19 protein-coding genes are annotated in these 20,768 nt (G+C 47.2%); 10 read left to right on the top strand and 9 right to left on the bottom strand.

The features are described from left to right. The first annotated feature begins 151 nt into the window (after positions 1 to 151). From FPG75_RS17700 to FPG75_RS17725, 6 genes are all read left to right on the top strand, one after another. Positions 152 to 1,168, top strand: coding sequence for a homocysteine S-methyltransferase family protein (locus FPG75_RS17700; protein WP_143308380.1), 1,017 nt, complete (start codon positions 152 to 154; stop codon positions 1,166 to 1,168). A gap of 33 nt (positions 1,169 to 1,201) precedes the next feature. Then, a complete protein-coding gene (metH, locus tag FPG75_RS17705; protein WP_143308382.1) occupies positions 1,202 to 3,961 on the top strand; it encodes a methionine synthase in 2,760 nt (919 codons plus the stop codon). 93 nt (positions 3,962 to 4,054) lie between these two features. Next, positions 4,055 to 4,819, top strand: a complete 765-nt coding sequence (locus tag FPG75_RS17710; protein ID WP_143308384.1) for an exodeoxyribonuclease III — start codon at positions 4,055 to 4,057, stop codon at positions 4,817 to 4,819. A 48-nt stretch (positions 4,820 to 4,867) separates the two neighbouring features. Continuing rightward, positions 4,868 to 5,170 (top strand): DUF4286 family protein, encoded by a 303-nt coding sequence (locus FPG75_RS17715; protein WP_143308385.1) that lies wholly within the window; start codon positions 4,868 to 4,870, stop codon positions 5,168 to 5,170. Positions 5,171 to 5,486: 316 nt separating this feature from the next. Beyond that, positions 5,487 to 5,756 carry an HU family DNA-binding protein gene (locus FPG75_RS17720; protein WP_012788562.1) on the top strand — a complete coding sequence of 90 codons (270 nt, stop codon included), beginning with the start codon at positions 5,487 to 5,489 and terminating at the stop codon, positions 5,754 to 5,756. A gap of 153 nt (positions 5,757 to 5,909) precedes the next feature. After that, positions 5,910 to 6,026, top strand: coding sequence for a 30S ribosomal protein THX (locus tag FPG75_RS17725; protein ID WP_143308387.1), 117 nt, complete (start codon positions 5,910 to 5,912; stop codon positions 6,024 to 6,026). A 125-nt stretch (positions 6,027 to 6,151) separates the two neighbouring features. On the opposite strand, the gene pdxH is transcribed toward FPG75_RS17725, so the two are convergent. Next, on the bottom strand, positions 6,152 to 6,799 hold the full coding sequence (gene pdxH / locus FPG75_RS17730) for a pyridoxamine 5'-phosphate oxidase (RefSeq protein ID WP_201747980.1): 648 nt from the start codon (positions 6,797 to 6,799) through the stop codon (positions 6,152 to 6,154). Between the two features lie 92 nt (positions 6,800 to 6,891). Here pdxH and FPG75_RS17735 point away from each other — a divergent pair, with 92 nt between their 5' ends. Further along, the gene (locus FPG75_RS17735; RefSeq protein WP_143308389.1) at positions 6,892 to 8,004 is read left to right on the top strand and encodes a DUF3298 and DUF4163 domain-containing protein; all 1,113 of its coding nucleotides are present in this window, start codon (positions 6,892 to 6,894) and stop codon (positions 8,002 to 8,004) included. A 51-nt stretch (positions 8,005 to 8,055) separates the two neighbouring features. Here FPG75_RS17735 and pyrH read toward each other — a convergent pair whose 3' ends face one another. From pyrH to FPG75_RS17775, 8 genes are all read right to left on the bottom strand, one after another. Then, positions 8,056 to 8,769: a UMP kinase gene (pyrH, locus tag FPG75_RS17740; protein WP_143308391.1), complete on the bottom strand. Its 714-nt coding sequence runs from the start codon at positions 8,767 to 8,769 to the stop codon at positions 8,056 to 8,058. Between the two features lie 171 nt (positions 8,770 to 8,940). Beyond that, the gene (gene tsf, locus FPG75_RS17745) at positions 8,941 to 9,765 is read right to left on the bottom strand and encodes a translation elongation factor Ts (protein ID WP_143308394.1); all 825 of its coding nucleotides are present in this window, start codon (positions 9,763 to 9,765) and stop codon (positions 8,941 to 8,943) included. A gap of 118 nt (positions 9,766 to 9,883) precedes the next feature. Then, positions 9,884 to 10,861: a 30S ribosomal protein S2 gene (rpsB, locus tag FPG75_RS17750; RefSeq protein WP_143308396.1), complete on the bottom strand. Its 978-nt coding sequence runs from the start codon at positions 10,859 to 10,861 to the stop codon at positions 9,884 to 9,886. Between the two features lie 56 nt (positions 10,862 to 10,917). After that, positions 10,918 to 11,307, bottom strand: a complete 390-nt coding sequence (rpsI, locus tag FPG75_RS17755) for a 30S ribosomal protein S9 (RefSeq protein ID WP_143308398.1) — start codon at positions 11,305 to 11,307, stop codon at positions 10,918 to 10,920. A gap of 14 nt (positions 11,308 to 11,321) precedes the next feature. Beyond that, a complete protein-coding gene (gene rplM / locus FPG75_RS17760) occupies positions 11,322 to 11,765 on the bottom strand; it encodes a 50S ribosomal protein L13 (RefSeq protein WP_143308400.1) in 444 nt (147 codons plus the stop codon). Between the two features lie 275 nt (positions 11,766 to 12,040). Then, positions 12,041 to 13,414, bottom strand: coding sequence for a RagB/SusD family nutrient uptake outer membrane protein (locus tag FPG75_RS17765; RefSeq protein WP_143308402.1), 1,374 nt, complete (start codon positions 13,412 to 13,414; stop codon positions 12,041 to 12,043). Between the two features lie 47 nt (positions 13,415 to 13,461). Further along, entirely contained in the window at positions 13,462 to 16,542 is a 3,081-nt protein-coding gene (locus FPG75_RS17770) for a SusC/RagA family TonB-linked outer membrane protein (RefSeq protein ID WP_143308404.1), read from the bottom strand. Between the two features lie 237 nt (positions 16,543 to 16,779). After that, complete coding sequence (locus tag FPG75_RS17775) at positions 16,780 to 17,472, bottom strand: zinc metallopeptidase (protein WP_143308406.1); 693 nt, start codon at positions 17,470 to 17,472, stop codon at positions 16,780 to 16,782. A gap of 557 nt (positions 17,473 to 18,029) precedes the next feature. Here FPG75_RS17775 and radA point away from each other — a divergent pair. From radA to FPG75_RS17790, 3 genes are all read left to right on the top strand, one after another. Then, positions 18,030 to 19,406, top strand: a complete 1,377-nt coding sequence (radA, locus tag FPG75_RS17780; RefSeq protein ID WP_143308408.1) for a DNA repair protein RadA — start codon at positions 18,030 to 18,032, stop codon at positions 19,404 to 19,406. Between the two features lie 29 nt (positions 19,407 to 19,435). Next, positions 19,436 to 20,122 carry a ComF family protein gene (locus FPG75_RS17785; protein ID WP_143308409.1) on the top strand — a complete coding sequence of 229 codons (687 nt, stop codon included), beginning with the start codon at positions 19,436 to 19,438 and terminating at the stop codon, positions 20,120 to 20,122. A 93-nt stretch (positions 20,123 to 20,215) separates the two neighbouring features. Then, on the top strand, positions 20,216 to 20,746 hold the full coding sequence (locus FPG75_RS17790; protein WP_201747981.1) for a glutathione peroxidase: 531 nt from the start codon (positions 20,216 to 20,218) through the stop codon (positions 20,744 to 20,746). Positions 20,747 to 20,768: the final 22 nt, after the last annotated feature.

Genomic DNA, 20,768 nt, shown 5'->3' on the forward strand with positions numbered 1-20,768 from the left:
ATCTATACAAAAAACAAATCGTATCATTCTGCGGGAAATTAGTACAGTAGGTAATTAACAGGGAAAACTTTAAATTTGCAAGGATATACAGGGTGGATTTGTTTATTGTTCGACCCTGGTACTTAAACAGTAACTAATAAACGCATCAGACATGAAATCTTTACAAGACTGCGCAAATGAGCGTGTGCTCATTATTGACGGTGCAATGGGCACCATGATCCAGCGATACAAACTACAGGAAGCTGACTACCGCGGAACCCGCTTTGCCAACTACCATACTGATCTTAAAGGGAACAATGACCTACTGAATCTCACTCAGCCGCAGATCATCGCTGCCATCCATAAAGAATACCTGGAAGCCGGCGCCGACATTATTGAAACCAATACTTTCAGCAGCACTTCCATTGCCATGGCCGATTACGACATGCAGGCACTGGCCTATGAACTGAATGTAGCCGCTGCCACCATTGCTAAAGCAGCAGCACAGGAATATACCGCTAAAAACCCCGACAAGCCCCGCTTTGTAGCAGGCGCTATCGGCCCTTTGAACAAAACATTGTCGCTCTCGCCGGATGTGAACAATCCCGGCTACCGCTCCGTTACCTTCGACGAAGTAGCCGCCGCTTATGAAGAGCAGATCAAAGGCCTGGTAGCAGGCGGCGTAGATATCCTGCTGATAGAAACCATCTTCGACACGCTCAATTGCAAAGCCGCGATCTTCGCGATCAAAAAATATTTCCGGGAAAGCGGCCAGCCAGAGCTGCCAGTCATGATCTCCGGTACCATTACTGATGCCTCCGGCAGAACGCTGAGCGGACAAACACTGGAAGCCTTCTATATTTCCGTGATGCACGCCAACCCCTTCTCCATAGGCCTGAACTGCGCGCTGGGCGGACAACAGATGCGGCCTTACATCGAAGAGCTGGCCAATATCGCCAGCTGCTATGTGAGCTGCTATCCCAATGCCGGCCTGCCCAACGCCTTCGGCGAATATGATGAACAGCCGGAAGATACTGCCTGCATCATCGAAGACTTTGCAAAATCCGGATTCGTAAATATCGTGGGCGGCTGCTGCGGCACCACGCCCGATCATATCCGCCACATCGCAGCACATGTGAAAAATGTCAGTCCACGCCTGAAGCCTGAACTGGCCGCAGCACTGGCTTAACGGATCTCCACCTTAATACGACTAACAGCAACAATGAGCGCAACCACCATAAACGACATCGGCCCCATCGGGGACGCTACCGCCCAACGCAGGACCATCTCTCCTTTCATGCGCCTCAGCGGCCTGGAGCCCCTGATCGTAAGGCCGGAAACCAATTTTATCAATATCGGCGAACGTACCAACGTAACCGGTTCTAAGAAGTTCGCCCGCCTCATACGGGAAGGACTATACGAAGAAGCATTGTCCGTTGCCCGCCAACAAGTGGAAAACGGTGCGCAAATACTGGATGTGAACATGGACGACGCCCTCCTCGACGGCGAAAAGGCCATGACCACCTTCCTCAACCTCCTCGCCGCCGAGCCGGATATCTCCCGCATCCCTATCATGATCGACTCCAGTAAGTTCTCCGTGATAGAGGCCGGCCTCAAATGCGTGCAAGGTAAATGTATCGTGAACTCTATCAGTCTCAAAGAAGGCGAAGCCAAATTCATTGAGCAGGCTTACATCTGTAAAGCCTATGGCGCCGCAGTGGTGGTAATGGCCTTCGACGAACATGGCCAGGCCGATACAGAAGAAAAAAGGGTCGCCTTCAGCCATCGCGCCTACAAGATCCTCACCGAGCAGGTAGGCTACGATCCGCAGGATATCATCTTCGACCCCAATATCTTCGCCATCGCCACCGGTATCGAGGAACATAACAACTATGCAGTAGAATTTATCAACGCTACCCGCCGTATCAAGGAACTGATGCCGCTGGCCAAAGTGAGCGGCGGCGTGAGTAACGTATCCTTCTCTTTCCGCGGTAATGAAACCGTGCGCGAGGCCATGCACTCCGTATTCCTGTTCCATGCCATCAAAGCGGGTATGGACATGGGTATCGTGAATGCGGGTATGTTACAGATATACGACGATATCGAACCGCAACTCCGCGAACTTTGTGAGGATGCCATACTGAATCGCCGCGAAGATGCCACCGAAAGGCTCATCGCATTTGCAGAAACAGTAAAGGCCAAAGGCAAGGTAATAGAGAAAGATGAAAGCTGGCGCCTCGGCTCCGTGGAAGAACGCCTTAGCCATGCATTGGTAAATGGTATCACCGATTATATAGAAGGAGATACAGAAGAAGCCCGCCTGAAATACCCGCGCCCCCTCGATGTGATCGAAGGCCCGCTCATGGATGGTATGAACATCGTAGGTGACCTCTTCGGCAGTGGTAAGATGTTCCTGCCACAGGTAGTGAAAAGCGCCCGCGTGATGAAGAAATCCGTGGCCGTGCTCACCCCTTTCATCGAAGAAGAGAAACTGCGCCTCCAGGCCGAAAAAGGCGGAGAGCTGAAGTCCGCCGGCAAGATCCTCCTCGCCACGGTAAAAGGTGATGTACATGATATCGGTAAAAATATCGTAGGCGTAGTACTGGCCTGTAACGGCTACGAAATCATCGACCTCGGCGTAATGGTGCCCGCAGACAAAATATTGCAGGTGGCCAAACAGGAAAAAGTGGATATCATCGGCCTCAGTGGCCTGATCACGCCTAGTCTGGACGAAATGGTACACGTAGCCCGTGAACTGAAACGCCAGGCATTTGATATCCCGCTGATCATCGGCGGCGCCACCACTTCCCGCACCCATACCGCGGTGAAGATCGCACCGGAATATGAGCATGGCGTAGTACATGTGCTCGATGCCTCCCGCAGTGTAACCGTTACCGGCAGCCTGCTCAACAAGGCTTTGAAAAAGAATTTCCTCGGTGATATCCAGACCGAATACCATAAACTGAATGAGTCTTTCCGCAACAAGAAGCCGGTAAAGCAATACCTGCCTTTTGCGGAAGCACAACAGAATAGAACAGCGATCGACTGGTCAAACTTCAAACCGGTGAAACCTGCCTTTACCGGCATCAGGAAATTTGAAGATTATGATCTCGGAGAGATCGCCCGTTATATCGACTGGCAGCCGTTCTTCATCTCCTGGGAACTGCATGGCAAATTCCCGCAGATATTGACCGACGAGGTAGTAGGCGTGGAAGCTACGCGCCTCTACAACGATGCACAGGCCCTGCTCAAGAAGATCATCGATGAAAAATGGCTGGGCGCCAACGCCGTTATTGGCCTGTTTCCCGCCAATGCCGTAGCGCCGGACACTATACAGGTAACACCAGAGCAGCCAGGCATCGCGCCCGTGAAGCTCGAATTCCTGCGCCAGCAGATCAAAAAAGCGCCGGGGCAGCCTAACCTCTCCCTCGCCGATTTCATTGCACCGGCTGAAAGCGGCTACCAGGACTATATCGGCGGCTTTGCCGCTACTGCAGGCATTGGTATTGAAAAATGGCTCGACCGCTTCAAAGCAGACCACGACGACTATAACAGCATCATGCTGAAAGCGCTGGCCGACAGGCTGGCAGAGGCTTTCACAGAGCTGATGCACGAGCGTGTACGTAAAGAGTTCTGGGGCTACGCCAGCGAAGAGCATCTGAGCAACGAAGATCTGATCAAAGAAGAATACACAGGTATCCGCCCCGCGCCCGGCTATCCTGCCTGTCCGGAACATACCGAAAAGTACAAGCTGTTCGATCTTTTACATGCCACCGAAAACACCGGTATCACCCTCACCGAATCACTGGCCATGTATCCCGCCGCCAGCGTGAGTGGCTGGTATTTTGCCAACCCGGAGGCAAAATATTTCGGCCTCGGTAAAATAGAGAAAGACCAGGTGGAAGACTATGCCCGGCGCAAAGGCTGGACGATAGAAGAAGCCGAGAAATGGCTACGTCCTAACCTGGAGTATGATATGTAACCCTTTACTAAAGGGTTTTGCAAAAGAAACGGGTGTTTGTATAAACACCCGTTTCTTTTTAATTCGTAATTTTCAGCCTATAATAATCAAAAGATGCGTATCGTTACTTACAACGTAAATGGCCTGCGATCTGCCATGAACAAGGGTTTCACGCAATGGCTCGCAGAAGATCCCGCGGATATTATCTGTCTTCAGGAGATCAAAGCACACAAGGAAAACGTGGATTTCGCGCAGTTCGACCAGCTCGGATATGAGCATTACTGGTACCCTGCCCAGAAAAAAGGTTATAGCGGGGTGGCAGTGCTCACCCGCATCAAACCGGATCATGTGCAGTACGGTAATGGCTATGTCCAGAGTGATGCAGAAGGCCGCTTTATAAGGCTGGATTTCGGCGATATCACGCTGGTCAATACCTACTTCCCTTCCGGCACCAGTGGCGACGAACGGCAGGCCTATAAATACCAATGGCTGGATGAATTCTTCCTGCATATCGCCGAACTGAAGAAAACCCGCCCTAATGTGGTGGTTTGCGGCGATTATAACATCTGTCACAAGCCGATCGATATCCACGATCCGGTGGGCAATAAGAAGTCTTCCGGCTTCCTGCCCGAAGAGCGTGCCTGGATGGACAAGCTCTTTGACAGCGGCTTTGTAGATACTTTCCGGCATTTCAACCCTGCGCCGCACCATTACAGCTGGTGGAGCGTGCGTGCCAATGCCCGGGCCAATAACAAAGGCTGGCGTATCGACTATATCAATGTTAGCGCCCCGCTGCAGGAGAAGCTGAAACATGCCACCATTTACCCGGATGTGAAACATTCCGACCATTGCCCGGTTTTCCTGGAACTGGCACTGTAAGCGGTTTCACCATATATTGATTTGAATTTTCAACTATCTGCAAGCAAGATGATCATTTATAACGTTACCGTTAAAGTGGCTACAGACCAGCATTTGCGCTGGTTAGACTGGATACGGGATGAGCAGATACCCGCCATGCTCAACACCGGGCTTTTCCATGATTACCGCATATGCCGCCTGCTGGAGCAGGATGATGCAGACGGGCCTACCTATGCTATTCAGTACTTTACTGACAGTATGGAGAACTATAACACTTTCCTGGAAGAACACGCCACCGCCCTCCGGCAAAGGGGTTTCGACCTCTTTGGCGATCAGTTTATCGCCTTTTCTACCTTGATGCAGACGGTATAAAACTGCTGTTGTTTTGAAACTTATCCACAGGAAATTCACTATTTTCAAGGCATTGGGAGTCTGGTACAATAGTTGGGAAAAAGGTGCGTTTATAGTAAAAAGACTGGCAAATGAGCTAGGGCACAGGGTTTTATAAGATCCTGCTAATCTTTTACACTTTAGCAGGAAAACGACCAATCAGCTGTAACCGTTACCAGTAGCGTTTTTCAGCCGATAAAAATTTGTATAAAAAAGTTGCAAAAAATTTGGTAATCTGATAAAACGCGCTATATTTGCTCACATCAAACATTTTTTCACTAGTTAAATCTTACTAACTATGAACAAAGCCGAATTAATCGACAAACTTGCCAAAGATGCTGGCATTACTAAAACCCAGGCTAACGAAGCATTGGATTCTTTCACTAAAGCTGTTGCTGATACCCTGAAAAAAGGTGGTAAAGTAACGCTGGTTGGTTTCGGTACTTTCTCAGTTTCTAAACGTGCTGCTCGTAACGGTAGAAACCCACAGACTGGCCAGATCATCAAGATCAAAGCTAAGAAAGTTGCTAAATTCAAAGCTGGTAAAGCTTTATCTGACAAGCTCTAATCAGTTAGCACAACTTATTCAAGCAAGGAACAATCATGTTTCTTGCTTTTTTTATTATATAAAACCGCCAGCAGTATGCTATTTCAGCGATTTAAAGTAATTTGCAGGCTGTTATCAACATCATATTAAACAACAAACTTCAATTTATTCGTTATGGGTAGAGGAGATGTAAAAACCAAAAGAGGTAAGATTTCCAACAAGTCTTTTGGTAAATCCAGACCTGCAAAAACCAGGAAAACTACTGCTGCAAAAGCAGATAAGAAAGCCTAAGCGGTATGTGAGAATTTATTGATTTACGGATTTACGGATTTATGAATTTGAGGATTGACAAATAAATTCTCAAATCCGTAAATCCTCAAATTCATAAATCCGTAAATCAATAAATTCTCACATTTTCACGGCGCCAGCCGTTCTATTTTCCAACTGCCACCTGGCATCAAGGTGTATAAGATACGGTCGTGCAAACGGCTGCTACGGCCTTGCCAGAATTCTACTACGCTGGGCTTTACCACATAACCACCCCAGTAATCAGGTCGCTGCGGCGTTGCTTGCGCATATTGTCTCGCCACCTGATCTACCTGCTCTTCCAGGAATGTGCGCCCAGGTATCACCTTACTCTGTGGCGATGCAATTGCACCAATCCTGCTGCCAACAGGCCTGCTATTATAATAATCATTACTGATACCCGCACTCGCCTTACTAACGGTGCCCTCTATACGAACCTGCCTTTCCAACTCACGCCAGAAAAACAATAAAGACACATGTGGGTTCAGCGCTAACTCTTGCCCCTTGCGGCTTTCGTAGTTGGTAAAGAATACAAAACCCTCTTCATCGAAACCCTTTAACAACACGATACGCGCCGAAGGATGGCCATCCGGCGTACTGGTGGCCAAGGTCATGGCATTGGGCTCTTCTACTTCCCCCGTAGTGGCATCCTGCCACCATTTTTCAAATTGCTGCAAAGGATAGGGCGCCACATCCCGCTCATCCAGAGAAGCCAGCTTATAATCTTTCCGGAGATCTGCTATTTTCTGGTTCAACATGGTTTACTGATTAGTTGTTATCTGATAGCACTAGTTAACACAAAGGTATGGAAGGATAATAGTAAATTTGATGATCTGATATAAATCATACTATGAAAAGAATATCCTTATTGTTGCTGCTGGCAGCGGGTTTGCTAGGTTCCTGCTATCAGAACAACGGCGCTAAGCACGACAGCGACAGCACCTCGGCCGCCGTAACGCCACTGGTATCTACCCCGTTCTTTTACACACAACTCAAGGGCAGCATGGACAATAAGCCCATCACCATGCAACTCCTGAGAACTACACCCAATGCTTATACCGGATATTACTGTTATGATAGCATCGGCATGCCGCTGAGCCTCACCGGCACCGGCGATTCAGGCCTGGTGAAGATCTACGAGGAAGGCACTACCGGCGACAATGAAAGGTTCTTCAGTGGCCAGCTGACCAATGAAGGCACCTTCAAAGGCGTATGGCATGGCGACGGTACCTCTCATCATTTCGATCTGCATACCTCCATGGATAAAGCCATTCCCTTCATCGTGCTCTATGCGATGGATTCCGCCAAATTACTGCCGGGAAGGGCTTCTTCTCCTGTAGGCACTATCGCTTCCAGTATGTTGTGGCCTGATTCAACAACCGCCCCTAAAGTGGCTGATTTCATCAAAGCCGCCATCACCGGCAATGCACATACTAACCCGGTCGCCTTCCTGCGCAAGGGTATAGACTCCTTCCTTACCAGTTACAAAGGAGCTGCGCTAACGGCCGACAGCAGCGAGTTTGCAGATGAAACCACTTTCACCTCCTGGAACTGGTCGAGCGACAACGATATCAAAGTAGTATGGAACAAATGGCCATTGCTGGTACTGGAGCGCTACGTGTATGATTTCAGCGGAGGCGCACATGGCAACTGGGGCGTTACTTACGTTACGCTCGATCTCTCCAAACAGAAAATACTCCGGCCGGAAGACATTTTCAAGCCTGCTTACAAAACACAGCTGAGTCCTTTGCTGGACAAGGCTTTCAAGAAGAAGTACAACCTGAGCGACGACCAGCCCCTGGGACAAAACCTGCTGGTGCAAACGATTCCGCCGAATGATAATTTTATTGTGACAGATAAGGGAGTGGCCTTTAGCTATGTACCTTACGAAATAGGACCTTATGTATTGGGGCAGGTAACCTTGTTCCTTCCTTTCAAAGACCTCAAGCCGCTTTTAAAATAAGAAAAGCTCCACCGCCGTTGGCAGTGGAGCTTTTCTTCAGCTGTATGATTGCTACCCTTGCACCAGTGTGCCTACATTTTTGCCCATGATCACGTTCAGGAGATTACCTGGTTTGTTCATGTCAAAAACGATGATAGGGAGTTTATTTTCCTGGCAAAGCGTGAAGGCGGTCATGTCCATCACGTTGAGAGATTTCTGATATACTTCGGCAAAGGTGATCGTTTCGAAACGTACGGCAGATTTATCTTTTTCCGGATCAGCGGTATAGATACCATCCACACGGGTACCTTTGAGGATCACATCGGCCTGTATTTCGATGGCACGCAGGGAAGCGGCAGTATCGGTAGTGAAATAAGGGTTACCGGTACCGGCGCCAAAGATCACTACGCGGCCTTTTTCTACGTGGCGGATCGCACGGCGACGGATATACGGTTCTGCGATCTGCTCCATTTTGATAGCGGATTGCAGACGGGTGTAGAGGCCGATCTTCTCCAGACCGCTTTGCATCGCCATTCCGTTGATCACGGTGGCAAGCATGCCCATATAATCACCTTGTGCCCGCTCGATGCCTGTTTCAGCTTCGTTCATACCCCGGTAGATGTTTCCACCGCCTATCACAATGGCCACCTGAACACCCAGGTCTGTTACTGCTTTGATGTCATAGGCATATTGTGTTATCACCTTTGGATCTATTCCATAATTTCCTTCCCCCATGAGGGCCTCACCGCTCAATTTGAGCAAGATTCGCTTATACTTTGGCAACATGACGCTATAAAGAATTGTAAGATTGTGACTTGCTTGTGTAATTACGGTCTTCTAAGATACAACTTAAAAGCAGAAAAAGGCGAATGCCTTTCAATTTGCGGGCGCCAGAATTTTAAGCGCAAAAAAAAGGAGAGAAATTTTCATCCTCTCCTTTTTTTTAATATGATTGGCTTAACCTAAAGCGATTCGTTTAAAACCGGTCACTTTCAGGTCAGCGTCTACTGACTTCAGATAGTCGCCAACGGATTTGTTAGCATCTTTAACGAAAGCCTGTTGGATCAGGGTGCTCTCTTTAAAGAATTTGTTCACTTTACCGGCAGCGATTTTTTCGGCCATTTCAGCAGGTTTGCCTTCCGCTTTCACCTGTTCAATAGCGATATCTTTTTCACGGGCAATCGTTTCAGCAGGAACGCTTTCCGGATCTACTGCGATAGGGTTCATCGCAGCGATCTGCATAGCGATGTCTTTACCTACTTCTTCAGAAACAGGTTTGGTGAAACCTACCAGTACGCCCATACGGTAGTTACCGTGGATGTAGGCAGTAACGCCACCAGCAGTTACGTACTCAAATTTATTGAGGGTGATTTTTTCACCGATCTTGGCTACCTGGTCGTTTACTTTGTCGGCAACAGTTGCGCCATCCAGTTCAGCTGCATTCAATGCATCTACGCTGGAGATACCTTTTGCCAGTGCCAGGTCTACGATAGACTGGGCAAATTTGATGAAGTCTTCGTTCTTGGCAACGAAGTCGGTTTCACAACCCAGACCTACGATAACGCCGGATTTACCATCAGCCGCAGTTTTAGCGATGATAACGCCTTCTTTGGTTTCGCGGTCGGAGCGCAGCGCAGCTACTTTCTGACCTTTCTTACGGAGGTAGTCTACTGCTTTTTCAAAATCGCCATCACTCTCTACCAGTGCCTTTCTGCAATCCATCATACCAGCACCAGTTTGCTGACGCAGTTTGTTTACATCAGCTGCTGTAATTGTTGCCATGAGCTATAATAAGTTTAAAAGATTGAAATGATTTATTGGAGTTGTTGCAAATTACAAATTACGAATTAAGAATTACGATCGATCGTAATTCTTAACCCGTAATTCATAATTCGGAATATTATTTAGCGCCGCCGCCTGGTTTTCTGGGACCACCGCCGCCAGCGTTAGAAGGACGACGTTGACCACCGCCAGCGTTGCCGCCACGGTTCTGGCCACCACCGCGGTTAGCGCCTGCGCCACCGCCACGGTTTTGACCGCCACGGCCAGCGTTAGCACCACCCTGGCCACGACCAGGACCACCTGGTTTACGGCCTCTTTCGCGGTCTTCACCACCTTCTACTTCAAATTTGCGTGCTTTATCTTCTGATTCTTCCTCCTCTTCTACTTCTTCAGTTTTTTCGCTGGCTCTTTCAGACAGGCCTTCTGCGATTGCTGCGCAGATGTAGCTGGTGATGATAGCGATAGATTTAGTAGCGTCGTCGTTCGCAGGGATAGCGAAATCAACTTTGGTAGGATCAGAGTTGGTATCTACCATACCGAAGGTAGAGATACCCAGACGTTTTGCTTCTGCCAGAGCGATATGTTCGTGGCTGATGTCAACCAGGAACAATGCAGCCGGAACACGTGCCAGTTGTGCGATACCGCCCAGCACTTTCTCCATTTTCTCTTTATCGCGGCTTAAAGTAAGACGTTCTTTTTTAGTGATGTTGTCGAAAGTACCATCTGCCAGCATTTTTTCGATGCTCTGCATTTTCTTCACGCTCTTACGGATAGTAGCGAAGTTGGTGAGCATACCACCTAACCACCTTTCAGTAACGAAAGGCATGTTGATGTTACGTGCAGCATCTGCTACTATTTCTTTCGCTTGCTTTTTAGTTGCAACGAACATGATCTTTTTACCGCTTTTAGCGATGGATTTCAGGGCAGCTGCCGCTTCCTGCAAGCCTTCTACGGTTTTGTTCAGATCGATGATATGAATACCTTTCTTTTCTGCGAAAATATAAGGCAGCATTTTCGGATTCCATTTTTTCTTCAGGTGACCGAAGTGAACACCTGCTTCCAGTAACTGCTGCTGCAATGAGGTATTATTTTCCATGTTTATATTGCTCAATTAAAAGGATCAAATAATGTTTAGCTATCAGTGCCCAAAGATTAACGTTTAGAGAACTGGAAGCTTCTTCTTGCTTTAGCTTTACCTGGTTTCTTACGTTCTACTGCTCTAGGATCACGTTTCAGCAGACCAGCTGCTTTCAGTGCAGGACGGAACTCGGGGTTCACTTCGCACAGTGCGCGGGCGATACCCAGTTTAATCGCTTCTGCCTGACCTTTGATACCACCGCCTTGTGCATTCACCTTCAGGTCAAATTTATCAACAGCGTCGATGGTCTTTAAAGGCAGCTCCACCTGGTTTTGCAGGTAGATCAGAGAAAAGTAGTTTTTATAGTCTTTGTCGTTTACAGTAATGTTACCGGTGCCTTTATTGATATAAACACGGGCAACCGCTTCCTTACGACGACCGATTGTATTTTTTTGCTTTTCCATGTATCAGAGAAAAATTAGAAAGTTAAAGGTTGTGGTTTCTGAGCAGCATGAGGATGTTCAGCGCCTGCGTAAACGAACAGTTTTTTGAACATTTTACGGCCCAGACGGTTCTTAGGCAACATACCTTTGATAGCTTTTTCGATCATCACCTCAGGACGACGGCGGATCAGGTCTTTAGCCAGCTCGCTTCTCTGACCACCAGGATAGCCTGTGTAGTGGATGTATTCTTTTTCCTCCATTTTGTTGCCGGTCAGAACGATCTTGTCGGCATTGATCACGATGATATAGTCACCACAATCAGTATGAGGAGTATAGTAAGCCTTGTTCTTACCTCTTAAAATGGCCGCCATCTTAGCACATGCTCTGCCAAGAGTCAGGTTGGTAGCATCTACAATGTACCAGTCACGCTTTACGTAAGCGTCGTTAGCCGATTTAGTTTTGAAACTTAATGTATTCATTGTAATACGATAAAAATTACTTCTTGGTAAACAATTCCCCTATTATGAGGAACGCAAAGGTACATTGCCCTTTCTGAATAACCATACATTTTACTCACTTTTTTACAAGGCACCTTTGTAACTAATTGATAAACAATAAAAAATTTGTTTCAAAGTTATTAACAACAACATAAAAGAGCGTTAATAAGTGATTTATTCATCATATATCCGGCATAAAAGAAACGCCAGCCGTTAAAAACAGCTGGCGTTTCTTTTATAAAGAACCATGTTAGTTATCAGTAACCAGGATTCTGTGTAAGCTTGCTGTTGGCGTCGATCTCACGCTGTGGTACCGGGAATACCAGTTTATTATCCAGGTAATCAAGTTGGCCGAAATTCTTTTTCAGGCGCTTCAGCGTCCAGAACTTGTCGCCCTCAAAGGCCAGTTCACGCAGCCTTTCTGCTACTACGTCATCAGCGGTAACAGCTGTCCATGCAGAAGCACCGGAGCGCTGACGGATCAGATTAACATCGCTCAAAGGTGTAGCCCCAACAGCTGTTCCCGCACGCAGGTTAGCTTCCGCGCGGGTCAGGTACATTTCTGCCAGCCTTACTACAGGAATCACCTTGTATTGTTGTTTCCATTTATTAGTATAGAAACCATCGCCCACGTTGATACCATAGTCTTCATAAGTAAAACCCTTGCGGACATCGGTATCCTCGAAACCGTCGATCTTATCCATATTTACAGGAATATCGCCGCGGCCACCGAAACTACGGCCGGCGTAGAACGTTTGCAGGCCATTATTGGAAGTACCTGCATTACTCTGATTGGTTTGCTGAATCGCAAATATATCCTCTGAAGAATTGGTGGCATTGTTAAATGCCTTGTCAAATGAGGAAGTCAACTGGAAATGTCCGTTTGTGATTACAGAATCTGCAACAGCAGCCGCTTCATTGTACTTACCTTGCGCAAGATAGATCCTTGACAGAAACGCATATGCGGCAAACTTGTCTGCACGGCCATTGCTTTGCTCTGCCGGTAAACCAGCTACTGCATCTGTCAGGTCTTTTATTGCCTGGGCTTGTACAGCATCTACAGTAGCACGGGCCACATAGCCTTTCGCCAGATCTGCTTGTCCGATAATAGGATCAAGCACGAGGGGCACGGCCAGGTCAGTAGTAGCAGAACCTGCGGAATAAGGCTTACCATATAAACCACTCAACATGAAGTATACAGTACCTCTTATGAACTTGGCTTCTGCACCAATCGCTGCCCTGTTGGCACTGGATACCTTATCCAGTTTGCCTAACACAATATTCGCATTGTTAATTGTAGCAAAACTGCGGGCCCATATAGCCTCAGCAATGTCGCTGGTTTTAAGCTGTGTGTGTAACTGGTATTGCCTGTAATTGAGGAATGTCCCCTGAAATGCCTCTTCTCCATTGGTGGCTACCAGGTCAGGAATGAGCAAAAACCGCTCACCAAAAGAATTAGGATCCTGCAGATTCTGGTAACAGCCCAGCAACACCGCCTGCACATCACCTTCCGTTTGAATCTGGTCTGGAGATATCTGCGTTCCTGGCGCTACATCCAGCTTCTTGCCACAAGCAGCTAAAACTGCTAAAGACACCACCAGTGCTATTTTATGAATATGTCTGATTTTCATCTTGAATTTTTTTTGATGATTAATACTTCTCAACAAGGCCAATGATCTTAGAACTTGACATTTAAACCAACTGTAAATTGCTTGGCTTGCGGAACGGTGTAATAATCTATACCGCCTTCTACGTTACCGAGTACACCGGAGTTGATCTCGGGATCTCCTTTGTACTTGGTGATGAGCCAGAGATTATAACCACCTACGTATACTCTTGCACTGGAAACTTTCAATGCACTGATAACATTTTTCGGCAGTGAATAGCCCAGTGTGAGCGATTTCAGACGAATGTATGAACCATTGGAGATCCAGCGGCTGTTGGTAGAGTAAGCACCGCCATCTGCATAGTTACGTGTCAAACGTGGTACATTGGTAACATCACCAGGTTTTTGCCATCTGTTGAGGATATCTCTGAGTTGGTTATCGTAGTTACCTGCTCCCCAACCATTGTCCTGGTATTGACCGGCACGATTGTAAATCTGGTTACCCTGAACAAAGCTGAAAAATACATTGAGGTCAAATCCATAACCGGAGAAAGTATTGGTGAAACCACCGGTCCAGTCAGGAACAGATTTACCAACCACCACGCGCGGTGCACTGGAGAAATTAGTAGTAGGCTTACCATCAGCGCCCTGATACTGCGCATTACCAGTTTGAGGATCTACTCCCAGGTATTTAGGCATAAAGAACACACCGATAGGCTGTCCTTCTACCGCCCTCTGCTCATCACCACTTTGAATGATCTGTCCACCGATATTCTGTACGCGGTTTTTATTGTAGGCTGCATTGATAGTAGTGGTCCAGTTGAAATTTTTGCTTTCGATGTTCCTGCTGGTGAGCAATATTTCCACCCCTTTGTTCTCCATATGACCAATGTTCATGTACTGGAAAGCGAAGCCGGTAGTATAAGGCAGGTTGGCGCGCAGCAAGAGGTCGGATGTTTGTTTGTTATAGTAATCCACTTCACCGGAGAGACGGTTATTAAAGAAACCAAACTCCAGGCCCACATCAAACTGACGGGTTTTCTCCCATTTCAGATTGGGGTTACCCATTTGTGATGGGCGGAAACCTGGTAATTGCGGATAAGAAGTAACATCTAACAATGTCATGTACCTGTTCTCGCCAATTTCGGCGTTACCTGTAATACCGTAGCTGGTACGCACTTTCAGGAAGTTAAGTACTTTGTTGTTCTTCAGGAAATCTTCTTCAGATACTACCCAACCCACAGAACCCGCCGGGAACACACCATAGCGGTTGTTTGGACCAAAGCGGGAAGATCCATCGGAACGAACGCTGAAGGACGCCAGATACTTGCTCTTGTATGCGTAGTTTGCACGGAAGAAGTAGGACAGGAAGGTATAACGTTGTGAAGAAGAATAACCATAGATGATAGATGCTGCTGCTGCAACATTCTTGATTGCATCAGAAGGAACGAGTTCTCCTTGCGTTCTGGTATTAGACAAATCATTTTGTATATAGCTCATACCAGCCGTTGCACTTAATGTATGTTTCTCTCCGAGCGCAGGCGTGAAGGTAAAGTAGTTGTTGGTATTCAGCGCTACGTTCTGCGTAAAGAAAGATGATGCCTGTCCTTTGCCAAATGCATCAGATGCAAGTTTGCCGATGTATTGGTTTTCGGTCAGGTTGGTAATATCAGTTCCCAGTTCGGAGCGGAATGCCAGTGTGGGGATGATCTTGTAATTCACAAATACGTTACCCAATGTGCGGAAAGTGACCTGCCTGTTGGCATTGAACTGTGCATCATACAAACCGTTAGGATAAAGCAGATTGGGAATTAAAGCGCCGGTGGAGTCCCTTACCGGTGAAATAGGCGGTTGCGCCACCAGCTCACTGGGTGTAGAGAAAGTGTTATCGTTGGATACACGATCCAGCTGGGAGCGGCTTACAGTCATATTCATACCAAGTGATATCTTATCGCTTGCAGTATGTTCGAGATTGAGGCGGCCGCCATAACGCTGGAAAGTATTGTTGATCACAATCGCTTGCTGGTTGTTGTAAAAGCCGGAAACAAAGAATTTCGTTTTATCTGTTCCACCGGAAGCTGAAACATCGATCTGTTGCGTATGTGCGGTATTACGGAAAGAAAGGTCTTCCCAGTTGGTGCTATAGCCCAGGTTGTGGTAATCCTTGCCCTGCGCGAGTGCTTTCAGTTCTGAAGCGATGCCATAGTTGGGATCATTTGTGAAGAAATCGATCGCGGCGGCTTCAGTTGGGAAGGGGGATCCAGTCCAGGAATCGTCTTTTGTAGCAAAGGCAGTTTTACCATCGTTCTTTGCTGACTCTTCCAGCAGTGAAACGTATTCTTTTGCATTGAGGAAACCTCTTTTCACAGCAGGTTTACCCCAGCTGTTGCTGGCGTTTATTTCAAATTTTGTTTTCTCGCCTGTTCTGCCTTTTTTGGTGGTGATCAGTATCACGCCATTGGAGGCGCGCGCACCGTAGATAGCAGCGGCAGAAGCGTCTTTCAACACTTCAATAGATTCAATGTCGTTAGGGTTAATGTCGGCCATGGGGTTGGTAGGTTCATTACCTTCATCAGTGAGACTGGTAGATAATACCGGCATCCCGTCTACCACATACAGTGGCTGGCTGCTCGCAGAAATGGATGAAGTACCGCGTACGCGCACTTTGATACCTTGTGCCAGTTTACCACTACCGGATTCGATCACCACGCCGGGCGATTTACCCTGGATAGCAGATTCGAGACTCACTACGGGTTGGTTTTCGATGTCTTTCGCACCGAGTTTGGAAATGGAGCCGGTCAAGTCACGCTTCACCTGTGTACCGTAACCTACCACAATCACTTCGGATAAGTCTTTTTTACCGGTAGTGAGTGCGGCGTTGATGGTTTGTTGGCTGCCGATAGCGATTTCCTGGTCGCCATAGCCTACAAATGAAAATACCAGTGTGTTGGCCTTGTCTGGAACGTTGAGTTCATAGGTTCCGTTGGCTTTTGTGACAGTTCCGGTAGCGGTGCCTTTTACCTTAATCGTGACGCCGGGTAAAGGGCTCCCCTCTTTTGCGTCTGTTACCGTACCGGTGATGTGCCTGCCTTGAGCAAAAGACAGGGCACTTATGAGCATGAGCATGCTCACAATGGAAAAGAAACGTAACATGGTTTGATAATTTGGTTAATAAAATCCGGGTTTTTTGATTGGGTGTTCGGGCTTAAAGTTGATTTTCTTCCCCCCTTTCAATAAGCAATTTTAGATTTTGATCGGATAAAAATATTACTTTTTTAATACATTATTTAAAAAGATGTTAAATTTTATTTTTGAATAGAGGGATAATGAAGATAAAAAAGGCGCAGCCATTGGATGGCTGCGCCTTTTTCTTAAAATGGATAATCTTTTCTAGTTGTTCCGGTTGCGTGCTCCCATAAAGATGAGTATATACTGAAACAAGGTTGCCAGGGAGGCCAATGCAGCCACCACATAGGTCATAGCAGCCCACCAGAGGGCATTTTTAGCCTTGTCGTGCTCGTCGCGTTGCATTACACGGCTGCTGTCCAGCCAGGCCAGCGCCCTGCGGGAGGCGTCAAATTCCACGGGTAGCGTGATCAGGGAGAACAGGGTGGTAACGGCGAAAAGCACGATACCTGCCAGCAGCAATTGCGGAAAGCGGTTGATCAGCAGGATACCTGCCAGCAGCACCCATTGCACCAGCGAGGAGCTGAACTGCACGGCGGGCACCAGTCTGGACCTCAACCCCAACCAGGGATAAGCCGCAGCGTGCTGCACGGCGTGCCCGCATTCGTGGGCGGCCACTGCGGCAGCGGCTACATTCGCGCCCTCGTATACTTCCGGGCTCAGGTTCACGGTTTTATTGGCAGGATTGTAATGATCCGAAAGAAATCCTTCTGAGGAAAGCACTTGCACGTCGTAGATCTGGTTGTCGCGCAGCATCTTTTCCGCAATCTGGCGGCCGGTAAGCCCGGACGAAGTGGGTATTTCACTATATTCCCTGAACCTGCTTTTCAGGACATAGCCAACAAGCATGCTGAGCCCCACAAAAATCAGCGATACAAATAAAATTCCTGGTGTCATAGATATAAAAATTAGCATCTGATCTGCGCAAATATCTCTCCAAGGAACCCATTTTAAGGTTTATTTAGCGTTTGTCTGCCAGGCCCTCTTTTTATTCGCGCTCAAGAAATTTAACACTGCCATAGTGGCAAAACCGGGCCAAAATACAGAAAAAATCCGGTCCATTTGTCAGTCAAGTCCGTCAGTCTTATTACTCATTTTTCATATGCAATTTTCCATAACATCAACCCTATTTATCAACATTTTACGGCTTGTCAATGAAAGTAATATTGGACGAAAATAATGGCGAAACAAGCGATGGCAGCCACTTTCTGACATTAAAAAAATACCTCAAAAGTTATTCACATCGATTAAATAAACTTTTTTATTCTGAACCCATTTAGTAATTTAGACCTGAATTTAATGGGTTAGTAAGTAGAAAGAGTCAACGGAATCTTCCGTTTGGCTCTTTTCTCTTTTTAGGGTATTCACTCCATCCTTCTAAGGACCTCTTTTTAACATTTCCACCTGTTAATGATAAAACCGTTTACTTTGTAAGCATCCTCTTTTTAAAAATTATGAGTAAGATAAGAACCGCTTTTTTTTGTCAGAACTGTGGATATGAATCAGCAAAGTGGAATGGCAAGTGCCCAAGCTGCGGACAGTGGAATACCTTCGTAGAAGAAAGAGTACAAAAAGATATTCCGCTGAAACAACAAGACTGGAAACAACAGGAATCCGGCAACAACCGCACCAATAAAATCATCAACCTCGCAGAGGTGATCACCAGCGAAGAAAAACGTTTACTCACTCCCGACAATGAACTTAACCGTGTGCTGGGAGGCGGTATAGTAGCGGGTTCCCTCGTATTGGTAGGTGGTGAGCCCGGTATCGGAAAGTCTACACTCTTTCTGCAAAATGCACTTCAACTGAAGCACATTAAAACACTTTACATCAGTGGCGAAGAAAGTGAGCAACAGATAAAAATGCGGGCCGACCGTATCAAAAATACCAACGACCAGTTTTATCTACTTACGGAAACATCCACACAAACGATTTTCCAGGAAATAAAAAAATTGCAACCACAACTGGTAATTGTTGACTCTATACAAACCTTACAATCCCCTTTCATCGAATCAGCACCCGGCAGCGTATCCCAGATCAGGGAAACTACTGCGGAACTGCAACGATTTGCCAAAGAAAGCAACACACCTGTATTCCTCATCGGCCACATCACGAAAGACGGCTCCATAGCAGGCCCCAAAGTACTGGAACACATGGTGGATACCGTATTGCAGTTTGAAGGCGACCAACACTATGCCTACAGAATACTACGCACCATCAAAAACCGTTTTGGCTCCACTGCTGAACTGGGCATCTATGAAATGACCGGCAACGGCCTGCGACAAGTCACCAACCCTTCAGAGATACTGATATCACAACGGGAAGACCTCCTCAGCGGCGTTGCTATTTCCGCCACCATGGAGGGCTTACGGCCCCTGCTGGTTGAAGTACAGGCACTCGTTACACAATCGGTATATGGTACGCCGCAACGCACCGCTACCGGTTTCGACCTGCGCAGACTGCAATTGCTGCTGGCGGTACTGGAAAAGAGAGGCGGCTTTCACTTTGGCGTAAAAGATGTTTTCCTCAACATCGCCGGTGGCATACGTGTGGAAGATCCTGCAATAGACCTCGCCGTGTTGTGCGCACTGCTATCATCTTATGAAGACAATGCGCTGCCCAACAAAGTTTGCTTTGCCGGCGAAGTAGGCCTCAGTGGCGAGATACGGGCGGTAAACAGAATTGAACAACGCATCGCAGAAGCAGAGAAACTTGGCTTTGAAAAAATATTTATCTCCCGTTACAACAAAAAAGGAATTGATTTCGCTAAATTTAATATCGAAGTAATAGCAGTAGGAAGAGTGGAAGAAGTGTACCAGCAGCTATTCTGACGTTTTCTAACCACCATATCTTTCATCTGATGACCACCAGTTTGTTAACCTCCGTGGTGCGGTTGTTCTATCCGCATTGCTGTGAATCCTGCGGCGCCGACCTGCCACAAAAAGAAGAGCTGCTTTGTCTTCGCTGCGCCGAAACCTTGCCAGTCACGCATTTCCAGCGATACCAGCATAACCCCGTAGAAAAGATCTTTTGGGGGCGTGTTCCTGTTGATCAAGCCATGGCAGCCTATTATTACAGCCAATCGTCTTGTTTGCAAGCTATGATACATCGTTTCAAGTACCGGCAGCGAAAGGATATTGCGTTGTATCTTGGCCGGAGAACGGGGCATTTGCTACTACAAAGTACATGGCTACACGAAATCACAGGTATTGTGCCGGTGCCGCTATTTCCTGATAAGCTGCGGCAGCGGGGTTATAACCAGTCGCAGCTATTGGCGGAAGGCATTGCCGCCGTTACAGGCAAGGCGGTATTGCCAGCGCTCCTGCAAAGGCAGCGGTATACGGGTACACAAACCCGGAAAGACCGCAGCCACCGGTGGCAGAACGTTTCCGGCGGATTTGCTGCCGCCTCCAACCTGGCGGGGCATCACCTGTTACTGGTGGATGATGTGATCACCACCGGGGCTACAACCGAGGCCTGTTGCCAGGCGCTGGTAAACCAGCAGGCTAAGGTGAGCGTCTGTGCCCTGGCCTTTACCTACAGCTGATCAAAAAGTTATAATTTTCTCATAACGGATAATTAACTTTACAGGGCAATCATTTACCATTATCTTTGAACGTTCCGAATTAAAACATTTCTTATGTTTAAATTAGCTATGCTCTCCGTTGCTATGTTCATTGCAGTTACAGCTTCACATATTTATGATTTTAAGGTAGATGCCATAGATGGAGGAAAAATTGATTTCGCCAAATACAAAGGCAAGAAAATACTGATTGTCAACACAGCATCTCTCTGCGGAAATACGCCCCAATACGAAGGACTGGAAAAATTATACAAGAAGTATCAGGATAAGCTGGTGATCATTGGTTTCCCCGCCAACAACTTCGGGTCTCAGGAACCGGGCTCCAACACAGAGATCAAGGCTTTCTGTACGAAACAATACGCGGTAACATTTCCAATGGCCGCAAAAATTTCTGTAAAGGGAGCCGACATACATCCATTATATAAATGGCTGATGGATGAGAGCAAAGCCAAACACCTGGAGCCTGCCGAGGTAACCTGGAATTTCCAGAAATACCTGCTGGACGAAAAAGGCAACCTGGTGGCGGTTTTCTCTCCTAAAACACAGCCGGAATCCGCAGAAGTCATTGCGGCTATCGAGAAAAAATAAGAACGCAGTCGTTAAAATTAAT

The organism is Chitinophaga vietnamensis, assembly GCF_902167635.1.
Classification (GTDB): Bacteria; Bacteroidota; Bacteroidia; order Chitinophagales; family Chitinophagaceae; genus Chitinophaga; species Chitinophaga vietnamensis.